This is a genomic window from Streptomyces sp. NPDC001137 (assembly GCF_040298885.1).
Taxonomy (GTDB): domain Bacteria; phylum Actinomycetota; class Actinomycetes; order Streptomycetales; family Streptomycetaceae; genus Streptomyces.
Genome location: NZ_JBEPBA010000007.1, coordinates 269,028 through 285,119, shown reverse-complemented (window position 1 = coordinate 285,119; position 16,092 = coordinate 269,028). Strand labels below are relative to the sequence as shown.

The following is a 16,092-nucleotide window of genomic DNA, read 5'->3' as shown; positions in this document are numbered from 1 at the left end:
ACTCGGAGAGGGGCGTACATGGGCTGGACGGTCCTCTACATCGCGTTCGGCATCGTCGCGCTGTGGCTGCTGGGCGAGGTGCTGCTGCAGTACAAGGCGCGGCTGCGCTGGCGGTTGCTCGCCTTCGCCGGGTTCCTCGGCGTGGTGCTCGGGGTGCTGATCCCCTCGGTGATCGTCATCGGTCTGGGCGCTGCCGCGTTCGCGGTCGGCCAGACCTACGTCACGCTGTCGTTCCGCCGCGGCTTCGCGTCGGGCTGGGCGGTCAGCCGGACCGGCATCCCGGGCGTCGGCAAGCGCGGCCACGGCGAACCGGACCACCAGGACCCGACCCTGGAGGTCTCCGACCTCGAGCCGGGCGACGGCGGCCACGACGACCAGGACGTCTACCACCGCGACGGCGTGTCCTACGGCAACGAGGACGACTACGACCGCGACGACGTCTTCACGCCCGCCCGCCCCGCCCCCGCCGAGACCACCGCGGTCTACGAGCCGCAGCCCCTGCCCGAGGACACCGGCTCCTACGGCATATACAGCGACTCCGCGTACGCCGCCGCTGACGCGTCCTACGCGAACATGGGGCAGTCCCAGGACCAGTACGCGACGGCCGCCCAGGGCGCCGACCAGTCCTACGGGTACGACTACTCCGGCTACAACCAGCAGCAGTACGGCTACGACACCACCGGCCAGCAGCAGTACGCCGCCTACTCCGACCCGTACATCGGCACCCAGACCTACGGCGGCGGCTACGACGCCTACGGTCAGTACGGCCAGCAGGGCTACGGCCAGGACCAGTACGCCACCGGCGGCTACGAGGGCCAGACCCCCTCCGGCGGGGCGTGGGTCCCGCAGCAGCGCACCGACGAGGCCTACGGCGGCGAGCTCCCGCAGGAGCAGCCCTACCCCTACCAGGACAACGGCCAGGGGCAGGGACAGGCTCAGGCTCAGGGCAACGGATACGACGAGCAGTACCGCTTCTGACCGCGCAGTACCGTTTCTGAAGCTCGGTATCGCTTCTGAGGACCCCTCAGTCCGGGGCGCTCACTGAGAGCCCCGGAACTGCGGACCCTCCACGATCAGACCCGCCACCAGCGCCCCCGACATGCCGGCGTGCGGCAGCCCCCCACCGGGGTGCGACCAGCCTCCGGCGGTGAACAGGCCCGGTATCGCCGTGCTGTTGGACGGGTGCAGGGTGCCCTGTGCGGACGCCAGGGACGGCGGCGGTACGGCGCCGCCCTCGGCCCCCGTCTCCCGCTCGGTGTGCACGGGTGTGCGGACCTCGCGCCACAGCGTCCGCTCACGCAGCCCCGGTACGGCACGCTCGGCGGCGGCGACCATCCGGTCCGCGAAGGCGTCGGCGGCTCCCGGCGCGGACCAGTCGTACCCCGTCCCGGACGGCACCGTCGCCGTCAGCACCACAGCCTCGTGCTCCTCGGTGGGACGCAGGGCCGGGTCGTCCGGGCGGTCGACCCGCACCGTGGGCCGCTCGGGCGTCGTCCCCGGCCTGAACAAGGACAGCTCGTCGGCCGCATCCGGTGAGTGCACGACCGTGCGGTGCACGGCATCCGGCTCCCGCCCGCCGCGCAGCGCGAGGCACACCACCACCCTGCCCGGGTGCGGGCCTTCGGCGCGGGGCTCGACATCTTCAGCCCCGTAGAGCTTCCGGCCCGGCACGAGGGCGGCCAGCCGCCAGGGGCCACCACCGACGACCGTGTCCGCCTCCACCACCGTGCCGTCGGACAGTTCCACGCCCGCCGCGCGACCGTCCTTCTCCAGGACCCCGGTGACCTCCGCGCCGAAGACGAACTCGACCTTCCGCGCCAGGCACCGCTCGTACACCGCCCGCGCCAACTCCCGGATGCCGCCCCGCACATACCAAGTGCCGAAGGCATGCTCCATGTACGGCAACACGGCCGCGGCGGCCGGAGCCGTGCCGGGGGCGACGCCGTGTGCGAGGGCGTGGCCGTCCAGCAGCGCCGCGAGGCGCGGGTCGCGCAGCTCCCAGGCGCCGACCTCGGCGAGGGTGGTGGCGCGGCGGGTGCGCAGCAGCCGCTTGTGCGGGACCGCCGGGTATGGCTCGCGGTCGGTCAGCACCCGCCAGTTGGGCCACAGGGGCTCCTCCAGCAGCGGCCGGCGGGTGCGGTCCCAGGCCTCGCGGGCCCGCACCAGGAAGTCGCCCCAGCGGCCGCCCGCGCACGCCCCGAGCGCCTCGTCCAGAGCGGCGACCACCCCCGCGCGCGAGGCGTTCGGCAGCGTCACCGCGGTGCCGTCCGCGAAGACGTGCCGCGAGGACGGGTCGACCTGGACCAGTTCGACGCACTCCTCCAGCGGCTCCCTGCCGGTCTTGATGAACAGATCGCGCCAGACCGCGGGCAGGGTCAGCAGCCCGGGGCCGGTGTCGAAGCCGAACCCGTCCCGCTCGAAGCGGCGCACCGCTCCGCCGTACGTCTCCGCACGCTCGTACACCGTCACCCGGTGGCCCGCGACAGCCAGCCGGGCGGCAGCCGCCATCGCGCCCATCCCGGCGCCGATCACCGCAATCCGTCCCATGCCTGCGACTTTATCGACCGCCACTGACAGTCACGGCACGGGCGGCCCGCCGGGCGAAGCCCCAGATCCGCGGCCGCAGGGGAGTACGGATGCGGGGGCGCAGGTAACCAGTCGGCAACGGGGCGCTGTGCGCATGAGTGCGCAGGTCTGAGTATCCGTACCTAGTCAGTGAGATGAGTACGCGCGCGGATGGGGTCCGACCTGCGCGAACGAGAGAGTGGAGACACGGAAAGGGGCACGGCTCCGGCACCGGCGACACGGGGCGCCGGAACGGAGCCGCCCCGGATCCGCTCCTTCCGCCGGCCGAGGTCGGCGGGAGCGAGGCACGGGGGAACCCGGGGGAACGACCGAAACGGGGGCCCAACCCGGGAAAACCGGGGGGGAGCACAACGGGGGAGCACGAGAAGGCGCCGGTTCGAGGTGGCCCGCGGGGGACGCGGCCACACCGGACCGGCGCTTTCGTGTGCGATCAGCTGATGCTGCGGCCGCTGACGCGCCCCTGGAGCAGCCGGGACAGCGCCGCGTGAACGTCGTCCAGGGAGCGCTCCGGCTGGAAGGACTGCCAGTCCAGCGCGGCCACCAGAACCATGCCGACCAGCGCCGACGCGGTCAGCGGCACATCGATCTCGTCGCTGAACTCGCCGCCCGCCACGCCCGCGCGCAGGACGTCCTCGACGACCGCGACCGCCTGCTGCCTGACCACCATCAGGGTCGACTGCCAGGCCCGGTTGGTGCGCCACAGCTCGGCCACGTACAGCTGTGTGAAGGCCGGATAGCGCTCGATGAAGACGAGACCGGCGCGGATCATCGCGTCCAGGGCGTCCACCTTGGTGCCGCCGTCCCTGGCCGTACGGTCGGCCGCCTCCCGGAGGGACGCGGCGAGCAGGCCGACCCCGTGCCGCAGCAGTTCCTCGAAGAGGACCGACTTGCTCGCGAAGTTGTAGTAGACCGTGCCCTTCGCGACCCCGGCCCGCTCGGCGATCTCGTCCACCGTGGTGGCGGAGAAACCCTGCTCGGCGATGAGCGTGACGGCGGCCTCGTAGAGCTTCTGCCGGGTGGCCTCGCGGCGGCTGCTGCCACCCGACGTGGTGCTGCTGCTTTCCATGGGCCTGATTGTCACAGGAGCCGTGCCCCGAGCTGTCACGTCCGCGCTCACAGGCTCAGCTCCGGGTGCAGCCGGTCCAGGGTCCACACCTGCCGGCGGCGGGCCGACACCGCGGTCAGCGCCAGGGCGCCGGCGGTGAAGGCGACGAGCACCACGCACGCGTGCCACACCGGTCCCAGGCCGCCGCCCGTGATGAGCCTCCTGAGGGCCTCCACGATGTAGCTCATCGGCAGGAAGGGGTGGATCGCGTTGAAGAAGCCGGGGCTGGTCTGCACCGGATACGTGCCGCCCGCGGAGGTCAGCTGGAGCATCAGCAGGGCGAGGACGAGGATCCGGCCCGCCGCTCCGAAGCGGGCGTTCAGCCACTGCACGATCGCCCCGAAGCATGCCGTCACCAGGAACAGGAAGCCGATCGTGCCGGCCGCCCGGGTCATCTGCAGGCCGATCGCCCAGTGCAGGACCGCCATCAGGGACACCGTCTGCAGAACCCCGATCGCCACCACCGGAAGCCAGCCGGCCAGGGCGATGCGCCACGCGGGGGCGCCCGTGGCGAGTGCGCGCCGGTTCATCGGCGGGATCAGCATGTACGCCACCATCGCGCCCACCCACAGGGACAGCGGGATGAAGTACGGGGCGAAACCGGTGCCGTAGTTGGGCGCGTTGTGCAGGTCCTTGGAGACCAGCTTGACCGGGTCGGACATCACCTCGGTGCGCCGGTCGCGATCCTTCTTGTCGTAGTCGGGGATCTTCCCGGCGCCGTCGTGCAGTCCGCCCGCCAGCTTCCCGGAGCCGTCGACCAGCTTGAACATGCCGCCGTTGAGGGTCTCGGCGCCGGTCTTCAGCTGCCCGACACCCTCGTCGAGGTCTCCCGCGCCGCTCTTCGCCGTGCCGAGGCCCTGGTGCAGCTTCTGCGCGCCGGCGGCAACCTTCCCGGCCCCCTCGTTCAGCTTGTTGATCTTGGCGACGGCGTCGGAGAGGTCCTCGGACAGGTGCGGTGCCCGGTCGGCGAGCGCCTGGGCCTGCGTCTGGAGCGTGGCCAGGTTGCCGTCGAGCTTCTTCAGGTCGCCGTGCTGGTCGGCGATCAGCGTGTTCAGGTCGTCGGCGATCTTCGCCACGTCGGCGGCCGCGTCCTTCGCCTTCTTCAGGTCGGAGCAGGCCGGATCCGGCAGCACGGGGTTCTCGCAGCGCGTCCGGTAGACCTCGTTCAGGGCGTCGGAGGCCGCGTGTGCGCCCTTGGCGGCGGCCGGGGCCGTCCTCACCAGGGTGTCGAGGTTGTCGCGGATCGCCTTCGAGGAGTCGGCGACGAGCCGGGCGGTGTCCCCGATGGTCTTCTCGTTGCCCTTCAGGAAGGGACCCACCTTCTTGTCGATCCCGTTGACCTTGTCGGCGAGGGTCTGCGTACCCGCGGCGACCTGCTTCGAGCCGTCCGCGAGGTCGCCCGCTCCCGTGGCGAGCTTCGTCAGGCCCCCGGACAGCCGGTCGCTGCCGTCCTTGGCGTCCTTCAGGCCGTCGGCGAGATCCTTGGAGCCCTTCTCCGCCTTCCCGATGCCGCCGTTGAGCTGGTCGGCGCCGTTCGCGGCCTTCACCGTCGCCCCGTGGATGTCGGAGAACGAGATGAAGATCTTGTCCAGGAAGGACCGCGAGGCCTTCATGGACGCGGCCTGGCGCACCTCACTGAACACCGTCCGGGAGATCTGCCCGACGATGTAGTTGTTCGCGTCGTTCGTACGCACCTGGAGCGCACCCGTCTCCGGGGAGGCACCAGCGCTGGACGCGATCCGCTTGCTGAAGTCGGCCGGCATGGTCAGTGACAGGTAGTACGTGCCGTCCTCCACGCCCGCGCGTGCGTCGGCGGCACTCACCTCGTGCCAGTCGAAGGTGTCGCTGTCGCGCAGCCCCTCGGTGATGGCGTCACCCGCGGCGATCTTCTTCCCGTCGGCCGTGGCCCCCTTGTCGTCGTTGACGAGCGCCACGGGGATGCGGTCCAGACGGCCGTACGGGTCCCAGAACGACCACAGGTACAGGGCGCCGTAGAGCAGCGGCAGCACCAGCAGCGCCACCAGGGCGGCACGCGGCAGCCTGCCCCGGCGGAAGCGCCTGAGCTCAAGAGCGGCCAGTTTCGGCGAGCGCATCGGCCTTCTCCTTCTCCGTGGTGGCCTTCTGAGTGGTCGCTACGACGACGGTGTCCCGAGGGGCTTCGCTGCACACCGCCACGACGGTCGTCCCGGCCGCGGCGATCGACCTCAACAGCGCCCAGACCTCGGCCCGTTCGGCGTGCGAGAGCTTCAGGTCGGTGTCGTCGACGCCGAGCAGCCGCGGGCGTCCGAGCAGCGCGAGCGCGATGGACAGCCGCAGCGCCTCCAGCCGCTCCAGATCGCGTACGGCCGTCCGGGAGCCCTTGGGCAGGGCCTCCCGGTCCAGACCGGCGGCGGCCAGCGCGACGTCGATCCGCTGCCTGGCCTCGGCCGTGCGCTCCTTGCGCGGCCGCAGCAGCCCGCGCAGCGAGTCGCCGAAACGCCGCTGCAGCAGCGCCCGTTCGAGCAGATGCTCACCCACGGTCAGGGCCGGCTCGAGGTCGGTGACCCCGGCGACATGCGCGAGCCCGCTGACCCGGCGCACCGCCGCCATCTGCTTGGGCAGCTTCCACTCGCCCACCTCGGCCGCTCCCGCGGTGGGCTTCATCCGTCCCGTGAGCGCGAGCAGCAGGCAGGTGCGGCCGGACCCGGACGGTCCCTCGATCGCGATCAGCGAGCCGGGCTCCGCGTCGAACGTGACGTCGCGGAACGCCCAGCCGCGTGGGCCCCTGACTCCGAGGCCGCGGGCCGTGACACCGATTCCGGGCACGGTTCCCCCCATCCCCTGAAATTGAACTGACTGGTCAGTGCAAAAACTACTCCGAACTTTCGATCGAAGCAAAAGCGCAGGTCAGAACGGATTGTCAGTGGCATACCCCACGATGGGCACATACGGCATCCCGTTTCAGGGCATGCCGTCACGCAGACGACAGGAGGTTCGTCATGGCCAGCTATCACGCAGCAGCCGCCCGCCGGCGCCGCGCCACCGGCCCTGCCCCCTCACTGACCGGCCCGGCGAGCGACGTCCACCCGGTGCTCCGCCGGACCACGGCCCCGCCCGCCGCCCTCGACCTGCTCGCCCAGGCCCGCGCCGGACTGGACGAGGCAGCCGTCCTCGAAACGCCCAACGAGCGCTATGCCACCGCACACCTCGCCGCCCTGCGCACGGCCGCCGCCGTGCTCGCCGCGCGGGGCCGCCCCGAGCCCACCTCCCGACGCCGCGCCCGCATCAGGAGCGCCTGGGAAGTGCTCCCCGAGATCGCGCCCGAACTGACCGAGTGGAGCGCGCTGTTCGCCTCCGGGGCCCGCCGCCGTGCCCTGGCCGAGGCGGGCATCCAGGGCGCGGCCGGCCGCCGGGACGCCGACGACCTGATACGTGACGTGGCGATGTTCCTGCGCCTCGTCGAGCGGATGCTCGTCCTCCAGCCGGTCCTGCCGCAGCCCCGGCAGGACGCCGACCATCCGCAGGCCGACGCGGAGGGCGACCGGGACTTCCCGGACACGGGCTGAGCGAGTCCGCCGTACGAGACGATCGGCGGACGGGCCCGCACGGTGACCAGGTGGGGCGGTGGAGGCAATAGGGTGGAAGGCGCCTGAAGCCTTCCCTCCGTGCCCGGCCGGGGAGGCAGCCCGTTCGCTCCGCCGTGCCATGGGCGGTGCCGCGCCGAGGAGTCAACTGCCGTGTCGGACCCGAGCCGCCCCCGCGCCTCCCTCCGTACCGCCGTGGTCTGGGAGGTCCTCCAGGACGCCCTCGAACGCCGGGTGAAGGCCACCGGGCGGGAGTCCCTCGACGTCCTCGACACCGGGGGCGGCAGCGGCAAGTTCGCGGTGCCCGTCGCCCGCCTCGGCCACCGGGTCACCGTGGTCGACCCCAGCCCCAACGCGCTGTTCGCGCTGGAGCGCCGCACCGCCGAGGCCGGCGTCGCCGACCGTGTGCACGGCGTCCAGGGCGACGCCCACGGCCTCTTCGACGTCGTCGAGCGCGGCGGCTACGACGTGGTGCTGTGCCACGGCGTCCTGGAGTACGTCGACGACCCGGCCGAGGGCGTGCGCAACGCCGTGGCCGCCCTGCGCTCCGAGGGCGTACTCAGCCTGCTCGCCGCCGGCCTCGGCGGCGCCGTGCTCGCTCGCGCCCTCGCCGGCCACTTCAAGGAGGCGAGGCAGGCCCTCGCCGATCCGAACGGCCGCTGGGGCGCGGGCGACCCCGTGCCGCGCCGCTTCACCGCCGAGCAGCTCACCGAGCTGGTCGAGGGCGCGGGCCTCCGGGTCGGTGCCGTGCACGGCGTACGGGTCTTCGCCGACCTCGTCCCGGGCGTTCTCGTGGACACCGAGCCCGGCGCCCTGGAGGCGCTGCTCAAGCTGGAGGAGGCGGCGGCCGAGCTCCCCGCCTTCCACTCCGTGGCCACCCAGCTCCATGTGCTCGGCGAGACGCAGGGAACCACCGAGGCCTGAGCGCCTCCTGCGGTGCGCCGCTGATCAGGGACTTGGCCGCACATGGAGTACGCCACAGGCCCCCCGATCGGGCGTTCAGCGCCGTATGATCGAGGGAGACCGCCCGGCATGACGGGTCGGCCGCTGGGGAATGCAAGATTCAGCGAGCCGGTACGTCCATGGCGGATTCCGGTTGGCCAATTGGCGCAGAGGGGCGGGTTTCACGGGGGCGATTCCCTGCCTATCCTGAAGGGACCCCCCGGGTCGCCCCGGCGACTGCACGATGAGGAGGACTCCGTGCCGCTCTCGGAGCACGAGCAGCGCATGCTCGAGCAGATGGAGCGAGCGCTGTACGCCGAAGATCCCAAGTTCGCGTCGGCGCTCGAGGGAAGCGGGCTGCGTACGTACACCCGGCGGCGGGTCTACCAGGCGGTCGCGGGCTTCCTCGTGGGTATCGCGCTCCTCATGGCTGGAATGGTGGCCAAGCAGGTCTGGCTCAGCGTGGTGGGCTTCCTGGTCATGCTGGGATGTGCCGTGCTCGCCGTGACCGGCTGGCGCAAGGCCCCCAAGCCGGGCGAACAGCCCGCGGCCGGTGCCCCGCACACGCGCCGTCAGGGACGGCAGAAGCGCTCCGTGATGGACCGTATCGAGCAGCGCTGGCAGCGCCGCCGTGACGAGCAGGGCCACTAGCTCCTCTTCCGCCGTCCCTCCGGACGGTTCTCGCAGACACAGGTGAGGGGGTGACCACCCCGGCGGGTGGTCACCCCCTCACGTATGCCCGGAAGACCGGCGCGGTGCGGCCCGGCCGCACCGCACCTGCGCCGTCAGCCGCTCTGCTGCCCGGAGGGCCGCCGCACCAGCGCCGACCAGCGCTCCGCACAGCGGGCCTTGAACGCCGTCCAGCGGTCTGTGAGGTCCCACAGCGCGCGGACGGCCGACCGGGGCGCCACGACCGCCCGCACCCGGGTGGTCCAGCTCGCCCGGGACCGCAGCGCCGCCCGCAGTGTGCGGACATGGTCGGCCAGCCCCGGCACGTCCCGCGGCTGAGGTGCGAACAGCACCTGCTCCACCGCACTCGCCACCCGGTGCACCGACTCGGCGGTCGCCGCGTCCAGCTGCCCGAGGCGCACGATGCGTGCGACCGCCTTGCGCGGGGTCAGCGCGTCGTCCGGCAGGATGCCGTAGTCCCAGGCGGTGTCGGTGAGTTCGCGCCAGACGGCCAGGACATGGCCCGCGGCCACCTCCGCGGCGAACCGCGCGTCCGCCTCCACCGGCAGGGCCGTCACATCGACATCGTCCCGGCCCCCCGCGTCCGCGCCCCGTGCCTTGCGGCTCTCCCGGGCCGACGCCGGGGCGGAGACGGAGTGCTGGGCGGAGGCCAGCCGCACCGAGCGCCGCCGCAGCCGCCACAGCATGGGCAGCAGGGGCACGGCGACCGCCAGGAGACCCAGCAGGGACCATCCGGCGAGCTTGTACCAGGGCAGACCGCCCTCGCCCGGCTTGGCCGTCTCCAGCGGGAGGGCTGCGGAGCAGTCCTCGAGCCTCTGCTGCCGCGCCGAGCAGCTCGTGCTCGCGGAGGGCGCCGCCGACGCGGACGAACCCGCCGACTGAGAGGGCCGCGATACCGGCGGGAGATTGTTCTCCGGCGTGTCCGCCTGCGTGTACGAGGGGGTCACGCCCCGGCTCGGGGTCGGCTCGAAACGGGTCCAGCCCACCCCCTCGAAGTACAGCTCGGGCCAGGCGTGCGCGTCCTTCAGCCCCACCGACACCGAGCCGTCCGCCTGGGGCGTGCCCGGGGCGAAGCCCACCGCGACCCGGGCGGGTATGCCCAGGCTGCGGGCCATCGCCGCCATCGCGAAGGAGAAGTGGACGCAGAAGCCCTGCTTGTCCTTCAGGAACTTGGCGATCGCGTCGGGACCGGTGCCCACCTGCACCTGGGTGCTGTACTGGAAGCCGCCGCTGAACGAGAAGTAGTCCTGGAGCTTGACCGCCTGCTCGTAGTGGCTGGTCGCGCCGTCGGTGACCTTGCGGGCGGTCCTGGCCACCACCGCGGGCAGGGAGTCCGGCAGTCTGGTGTAGTCGCGCTTCAGGGACGCGGGCGGCTCCGGAGCGTCGGCGAGCTGCTCCGCCGTCGGCTGCACATCGAGGCTCTTGACCAGGTAGGTCTTCCCGCGGGTGGTCTCGCCGTGGTCGCCGACCAGCGTCATGCCCACCGGTTCGTAACGCCATTTGCCGTTGACGTCCACGCCGCTGGGCGGGTACGGCATCGGCAGCCAGTCCTGGGCGTACCAGTCGGCGGCCGAGATCCGGGTCTGTATCTCCGCCCGCTTCACGTCCCCACCGAGGCCGGCCGGGACCGGGAAGCTGTTCGGTACGCCGGTGACGTGCCGCTTGGACGGTTTCCAGGTACGGCCGTCGAAGTCGTCCAGGGACACGATCCGCAGGTACAGGTTCGAGATGTCGTTGCTGTTCGTCTTCAGGGACATGACCTCGCGGTCCTGGTCCACGTTCAGACTGTCGCGCAGGGACACCAGCGGGTTCACCGCGGAGATCGTGCCGCCGCTGCCGTTGCCGCCGCCCACGCCCGTCCCGGCCGCGTCCAGCAGGCCGCCGTTCATCGCGGGCAGGGCGATCGGCACCATCAGGGCGACACCCAGCGCGACCACTCCGATACGGCGCCCGGTGCGCACCGGCGCCATCGCGCCAAGCTCCCCGCCCGGGCTGTGCGCCGCCCCGCCGAAGACCCGGCCCCACTGCGAGAGCCGCTCGCGCCCCTCGGCCAGCAGCAGCATCAGATAGCCGCCCGCCGCGACCAGGAACCACAGCCAGTCGGCGCCGCCGTGGGACAGCCCCCCGGCGACGGAATACAGCGCCAGCAGCGGCAGACCGGCCGGGGCCGCGCTGCGGAAGGTCACCGCGAGGGTGTCCACCGCGAGGCCGATCACCAGCACCCCGCCGAGGACCATCAGCCTGATGCCGTCGGACTCCAGGGGCGCCGGGATCGCATACCGCGCGATGTCGTCGCTGCCCTGCTGGAGCAGGTCCGCGAAGTGACGGAACGCCGCGGGTCCGGGGACGATGCCTATGAGGGCCTGCTGCCGGGCGAAGGCCAGGGTCAGCATCATCAGCGTGACCAGCGCCTGCGCCGCCACCGTCAGCGGCCGCGCCAGCGGGACCCGCCGGGTCGCCGCGCCCACCCCCGTCTGCACCGCGAGCATGACCGCCACCTGGAGGATCCAGGTGGCCGGCGAGACCAGCGGCAGCAGGGCGCAGGACGCCATCAGCGTGGCGGCCCAGGCGCACAGCGCCAGTCGTGCCCGGCCGCTCATGAGCCCGTCCCCCCGCTGCTCGTCCCGCTCGTCGCGGCGAGACCCGTGCGCTCGCGGTCCGCCAGACGCCACAACTCCGCGAGCGAAGCGGCCCGCGGCACCTTCAGGGCCGTCCAGCCCGCCTCCCGCAGCATCCGCAGCCGTTCCCCGCTCCTGTCCGACGGGCCGGGCACATCGCTCGGTTCCCGCACCCATGCGTCACTGTCCAGCAGGAAGGCGACCGCGCCCCCGCTGCGCTGGCGCATCTTGGCGACGACCGCGGCCTGCTCCTCGTCGAGGTCGCCGAAGAAGGCCACCAGCAGCCCCTCGTTCCCGCCGCGCAGCACGTCGTACGCCCGCGACAGGCCCGCCCCGTCGGAGTGGTCGACCACCGCGAGGGTGTCCATCATCAGCCCGGCCGCGTCCGCCGTCTCCTGGCTGGCGCCCGCGAACCCGTCGGCGCCCTCGCCGGGCACCGAGTTGCCGGTGTCGGTCAGCAGCCGGACGGAAAAGCCCCGTTCGAGCATGTGCACCAGGACGGACGCCGCGCCCGAGACCGCCCACTCGAAGGCCGAGTCGGGGCCCGCGCCCTGGAAGGCGAGGCCCCGGGTGTCGAGCAGCACCGTGCAGCGGGCGCGCTGGGGCTGCTCCTCGCGGCGCACCATCAGCTCGCCGTAGCGGGCGGTCAAGCGCCAGTGGACGCGGCGCAGATCGTCGCCGTAGCGGTAGCCGCGCGGGATCACGTCGTCCTCGCCGGCCAGCGCGAGCGAGCGCTGCCGCCCGTCGCCGTACCCCTTCGACTCGCCGCTCAGGCGCACCGCTGGCAGCGCCTCCACACGCGGGATCACCGTCAGGGTGTCGTACGAGGAGAAGGACCGGGTCAGCTCGCACATGCCGAACGGGTCGGTCAGGCGCAGCTGCAGCGGGCCCAGCGGATAGCGGCCGCGCAGGTCGGAGCGGACCCGGTAGGACACCTCGCGGCGGCCGCCCGGCTCCACCCGGTCCAGAACGAAGCGGGGGCGCGGGCCGAGCACGTAGGGCACCCGGTCCTGGAGCATCAGCAGGCCCGTGGGCAGCCGCGAGACGTTGTCCATCCGCAGATGGACGCGGGCCTCGCTGCCGGCGGGCACGCGCGCGGGGTTCAGACGGCGGCTGCCGGCGACCCGGTAGCGCGTGCGGTAGAGGAACAGCGCGCAGATCAGGGGCAGGGCGGCGAGCAGCAGGCCGACCCGCAGCAGATCGCTCTGTCCCAGCACGTAGGCGCAGATGGCGGCCGCGATCCCGGCGGCCAGGAAGGAGCGTCCGCGGGTGGTCAGGCCCGCCAGGGCGGTTCGGACGCCGCCCTTCTCGCTGTGGCCGCTGTCCGGGTGGCCCGTCCCCCCGGTGGTCATCACAGCCTCCGCGGCGGCTGCTGGGGGTACGCGGGCGTACCGCGGCCGAGGCCGCCGAAGCCCGGCTGCTGCTGGGGCGCGGCAGGCACCGCGGTGCGCTGCAGGATCTCCTGCACGACCTGCTCGGAGGTACGGCGGTTGAGCTGGGCCTGGGCGGTGGGCAGCAGCCGGTGGGCCAGGACGGCGACGGCGAGTGCCTGCACGTCGTCCGGCAGCGCGTACTCCCGGCCGCTCAGGGCGGCGGAGGCCTTCGCCGCGCGCAGCAGGTGCAGCGTCGCGCGCGGGGAGGCGCCGAGTCTGAGGTCGGGGTGGTTGCGGGTGGCGGCGACCAGATCCACCGCGTAGCGCCGGACCGTTTCGGCGACGTGCACGCCGCGCACGGCCTCGATCAGCTTCACGATGTCGTGCGCGTGCGCCACCGGCTGCAGGTCCTCCAGGGGGGACACCCCGCCGTGCACGTCGAGCATCTGCAGCTCGGCCTCCACGCTGGGGTAGCCCACGGAGACCCGGGCCATGAAGCGGTCGCGCTGGGCCTCGGGCAGCGGGTAGGTGCCCTCCATCTCGACCGGGTTCTGCGTGGCCACCACCATGAACGGGCTGGGCAGCTCGTAGGTCTGCCCGTCGATGGTGACCTGGCGCTCCTCCATCGACTCCAGGAGCGCGGACTGCGTCTTGGGCGAGGCGCGGTTGATCTCGTCGCCGATCACGATCTGGGCGAAGATCGCGCCCGGCTTGAACTCGAAGTCCCGGCGCTGCTGGTCCCAGATGGACACACCCGTGATGTCCGAGGGCAGCAGGTCGGGGGTGAACTGGATGCGCCGCACCGAACAGTCGATGGACTTGGCCAGCGCCTTGGCCAGCATGGTCTTGCCCACGCCGGGGACATCCTCGATCAGAAGATGTCCCTCGGCGAGCAGTACGGTCAGCGAAAGCCGTACGACCTCGGGCTTGCCCTCGATCACTCCTTCCACCGAACTGCGGACCCGCTCCACAGTGGCAGTCAGATCTGTAAGGCTCGCTCGATCGTCATAGGTCGTCACCCGGCCCTCCTCGGCCCGTTCTTTCTCCGGGCCGACGCTTGCTGTGCGGACCGGCCCACCCCGAAACACGGACACCACGCGTGAATAGTTCCGCGTGACGCCACACCCCGCATTCTTGCTGCCGTTACCGTTTCGTGTCACTCGACTGTGGACAACTGGCTGCGGTATGTCGGGTTTTACGACGCTTGGGCTCCAGCATGCGCGGAATTTGCGAAAAACGAGAAGGGCCGAGCGCCTTACGCGGGGTCGATCTCGCGCAGCAGACCCGTCTTCACATCGAAGACGAAGCCGCGTACGTCGTCGGTGTGCTGCAGGAACGGCGAGGTGCGCACCCGCTGCATGGACTGCCGTACGTCCTGGTCGACGTCCCGGAAGGACTCCACCGCCCAGGCCGGGCGCTGGCCGACCTCCATCTCCAGCTCGGTGCGGAAGTCCTCCGTGATGGCCTCCAGGCCGCAGCCCGTGTGGTGGATGAGGACGATGCTGCGGGTGCCCAGCTTGCGCTGGCTGATGGTGAGCGAGCGGATCACGTCGTCGGTGACGACACCGCCCGCGTTGCGGATGGTGTGGCAGTCGCCGAGTTCCAGGCCCAGTGCGGCGTGCAGGTCGATACGGGCGTCCATGCAGGCCACGACCGCTACGCGCAGAACCGGGCGGGCGTCCATTCCGGGGTCGGTGAATGCCTCGGCGTATCGTCCGTTGGCCTCGACCAGGCGGTCGGTGACGGTGCCGCCGCGTATGGCGCCTTCGGACTCGGTGGGAACAGATGCAGAAGTCGTCATAGCTATGACGGTACTGGTCACAGACGATTCGGTCGCGGTGTGAGAGCGGGAGAAGAGCGTCATCACAGTCCTCTTGTGAGGTAACCCACACGGGTGGCGGAGGTGAAGCCGTACGGGTGATTTTCCCGGATTTGCGACTTCATGCTCACACCGGGGCGCGACGCGCAGGCCAGTTGATTGACCGCGAGACACCGTGGACTAAAGTGACGCGAAGCGGGAGGCGAGGCTCTCCCTGCTGGACTGAAATCCCCGGAGGCCCCGGCTCACGCACGGACGGTCTCCCCACGTACGCGGCGCGTACGTACGGCTCGGCCTCCTCCCGCTCCCGGTCGGCTGACGCTCTTGGCGCCGGCGGACCTCCCCTTCACGAGCGGGCGGGGACCCGGCGGTGCGTATGGCCCGCGGCCGGATCTGAGAGGGCCCCTTGAGCCAGAGTCGACATGTCCCGGTGATGCTCCAGCGGTGCCTGGACCTGTTGGCCCCCGCCCTGCAGCGGCCGGGAGCGGTGGTCGTCGACTGCACCCTCGGCCTCGGCGGCCACAGCGAGGCCCTGCTGACACAGTTCCCCGAGGCCCGGCTGATCGCCCTGGACCGCGACAAGGAGGCGCTGCGCCTGTCCGGCGAACGGCTCGCGCCCTTCGGTGAGCGCGCCACCCTGGTGCACGCGGTCTACGACGAGCTCCCGGACGTGCTTCAGCGGCTCGGCATCGCGCGCGTGCAGGGCGTCCTGTTCGACCTCGGCGTCTCCTCCATGCAGCTCGACGAGGCCGACCGAGGCTTCGCCTACGCCCAGGACGCCCCCCTCGACATGCGCATGGACCAGACGACCGGCATGAGCGCCGCCGAGGTCCTCAACACCTACCCCCCCGGCGAACTCGTCCGGATCCTGCGGGCGTACGGCGAGGAGAAGCAGGCCAAGCGGATCGTGGCCGCCATCGTGCGCGAGCGCGAGAAGGAGCCGTTCAGCAACAGCGCGCGGCTCGTCGAGCTGATCCGGGACGCGCTGCCCCAGGCCGCCAAGCGCACCGGCGGCAACCCGGCCAAGCGCACCTTCCAGGCCCTGCGCATCGAGGTCAACGGCGAGCTCTCCGTCCTGGAGCGCGCGATCCCGGCCGCCGTGCAGGCACTCGACGTGGGCGGACGGATCGCCGTCCTGTCGTACCACTCGCTCGAGGACCGCCTGGTCAAACAGGTGTTCGCGGCCGGAGCGGCCACCACCGCGCCCCCCGGACTGCCGGTCGTGCCCGAGCAGTACCAGCCCCGGCTCAAGCTGCTCACCCGCGGTGCCGAACTTCCCACCGAGGAAGAGGTCGCCGAGAACCGGCGGGCGGCACCGGCGCGACTGCGCGGAGCCCAGCGCATCAGGGAGTCCATCGAATGAGGGGCGTGAAGGAGTTGGCGAGCGAGTGGGCCT

General features: G+C 72.0%; 13 protein-coding genes. 5 read left to right on the top strand and 8 right to left on the bottom strand.

The features are described 5' to 3' along the window. The first annotated feature begins 18 nt into the window (after positions 1-18). A complete protein-coding gene (locus tag ABT254_RS16790) occupies positions 19-978 on the top strand; it encodes an SCO2102 family sporulation regulator (protein ID WP_351469863.1) in 960 nt (319 codons plus the stop codon). Positions 979-1,038: 60 nt separating this feature from the next. Here ABT254_RS16790 and ABT254_RS16785 read toward each other — a convergent pair whose 3' ends face one another. The 4 genes from ABT254_RS16785 to ABT254_RS16770 form a co-directional block, all read right to left on the bottom strand. After that, a complete protein-coding gene (locus tag ABT254_RS16785) occupies positions 1,039-2,547 on the bottom strand; it encodes a phytoene desaturase family protein (protein ID WP_351469860.1) in 1,509 nt (502 codons plus the stop codon). 469 nt (positions 2,548-3,016) lie between these two features. Continuing rightward, positions 3,017-3,652: a TetR/AcrR family transcriptional regulator gene (locus ABT254_RS16780; RefSeq protein WP_351469857.1), complete on the bottom strand. Its 636-nt coding sequence runs from the start codon at positions 3,650-3,652 to the stop codon at positions 3,017-3,019. 47 nt (positions 3,653-3,699) lie between these two features. Beyond that, a complete protein-coding gene (locus ABT254_RS16775) occupies positions 3,700-5,784 on the bottom strand; it encodes a YhgE/Pip family protein (RefSeq protein ID WP_351469854.1) in 2,085 nt (694 codons plus the stop codon). Then, positions 5,756-6,508 (bottom strand): ATP-binding cassette domain-containing protein, encoded by a 753-nt coding sequence (locus tag ABT254_RS16770; RefSeq protein ID WP_351469851.1) that lies wholly within the window; start codon positions 6,506-6,508, stop codon positions 5,756-5,758. Before ABT254_RS16770 ends, ABT254_RS16775 begins: the two co-directional genes overlap by 29 nt. Positions 6,509-6,669: 161 nt before the next feature. On the opposite strand from ABT254_RS16770, the gene ABT254_RS16765 reads away from it, so the two are divergent. The 3 genes from ABT254_RS16765 to ABT254_RS16755 all read left to right on the top strand — a co-directional run bounded on the left by ABT254_RS16765 (position 6,670) and on the right by ABT254_RS16755 (position 8,847). Beyond that, positions 6,670-7,236 (top strand): SAV_6107 family HEPN domain-containing protein, encoded by a 567-nt coding sequence (locus tag ABT254_RS16765; protein WP_351469848.1) that lies wholly within the window; start codon positions 6,670-6,672, stop codon positions 7,234-7,236. Between the two features lie 171 nt (positions 7,237-7,407). Next, a complete protein-coding gene (locus ABT254_RS16760; RefSeq protein ID WP_351469845.1) occupies positions 7,408-8,178 on the top strand; it encodes a methyltransferase in 771 nt (256 codons plus the stop codon). Between the two features lie 276 nt (positions 8,179-8,454). Continuing rightward, complete coding sequence (locus ABT254_RS16755; RefSeq protein ID WP_351469842.1) at positions 8,455-8,847, top strand: SCO2097 family morphological protein; 393 nt, start codon at positions 8,455-8,457, stop codon at positions 8,845-8,847. Between the two features lie 134 nt (positions 8,848-8,981). Here the strand turns inward: ABT254_RS16755 and ABT254_RS16750 are convergent, their stop codons facing one another. From ABT254_RS16750 to ABT254_RS16735, 4 genes are all read right to left on the bottom strand, one after another. Beyond that, on the bottom strand, positions 8,982-11,486 hold the full coding sequence (locus ABT254_RS16750; protein WP_351469839.1) for a transglutaminase TgpA family protein: 2,505 nt from the start codon (positions 11,484-11,486) through the stop codon (positions 8,982-8,984). Continuing rightward, the gene (locus tag ABT254_RS16745) at positions 11,483-12,856 is read right to left on the bottom strand and encodes a DUF58 domain-containing protein (RefSeq protein ID WP_351469836.1); all 1,374 of its coding nucleotides are present in this window, start codon (positions 12,854-12,856) and stop codon (positions 11,483-11,485) included. Before ABT254_RS16745 ends, ABT254_RS16750 begins: the two co-directional genes overlap by 4 nt. Then, positions 12,856-13,896 (bottom strand): AAA family ATPase, encoded by a 1,041-nt coding sequence (locus ABT254_RS16740; RefSeq protein WP_351469833.1) that lies wholly within the window; start codon positions 13,894-13,896, stop codon positions 12,856-12,858. The genes ABT254_RS16745 and ABT254_RS16740 overlap by 1 nt, the downstream gene beginning before the upstream one ends. A gap of 236 nt (positions 13,897-14,132) precedes the next feature. Next, complete coding sequence (locus ABT254_RS16735) at positions 14,133-14,741, bottom strand: beta-class carbonic anhydrase (RefSeq protein WP_450750547.1); 609 nt, start codon at positions 14,739-14,741, stop codon at positions 14,133-14,135. 361 nt (positions 14,742-15,102) lie between these two features. Between ABT254_RS16735 and rsmH the strand changes: the two genes are divergently transcribed. Next, entirely contained in the window at positions 15,103-16,059 is a 957-nt protein-coding gene (gene rsmH / locus ABT254_RS16730) for a 16S rRNA (cytosine(1402)-N(4))-methyltransferase RsmH (protein ID WP_351469827.1), read from the top strand. Positions 16,060-16,092: the final 33 nt, after the last annotated feature.

Excerpts from the sequence above, each read along its gene's own strand:
- ABT254_RS16775 (WP_351469854.1), bottom strand. The coding sequence starts at position 5,784 with ATGCGCTCGCCGAAACTGGCCGCTCTTGAGCTCAGGCGCTTCCGCCGG.
- ABT254_RS16735 (WP_450750547.1), bottom strand. The coding sequence starts at position 14,741 with ATGACGCTCTTCTCCCGCTCTCACACCGCGACCGAATCGTCTGTGACC.
- ABT254_RS16790 (WP_351469863.1), top strand. The coding sequence starts at position 19 with ATGGGCTGGACGGTCCTCTACATCGCGTTCGGCATCGTCGCGCTGTGG.
- ABT254_RS16770 (WP_351469851.1), bottom strand. The coding sequence starts at position 6,508 with ATGGGGGGAACCGTGCCCGGAATCGGTGTCACGGCCCGCGGCCTCGGA.
- ABT254_RS16765 (WP_351469848.1), top strand. The coding sequence starts at position 6,670 with ATGGCCAGCTATCACGCAGCAGCCGCCCGCCGGCGCCGCGCCACCGGC.
- ABT254_RS16780 (WP_351469857.1), bottom strand. The coding sequence starts at position 3,652 with ATGGAAAGCAGCAGCACCACGTCGGGTGGCAGCAGCCGCCGCGAGGCC.
- ABT254_RS16785 (WP_351469860.1), bottom strand. The coding sequence starts at position 2,547 with ATGGGACGGATTGCGGTGATCGGCGCCGGGATGGGCGCGATGGCGGCT.
- ABT254_RS16750 (WP_351469839.1), bottom strand. The coding sequence starts at position 11,486 with ATGAGCGGCCGGGCACGACTGGCGCTGTGCGCCTGGGCCGCCACGCTG.
- ABT254_RS16745 (WP_351469836.1), bottom strand. The coding sequence starts at position 12,856 with ATGACCACCGGGGGGACGGGCCACCCGGACAGCGGCCACAGCGAGAAG.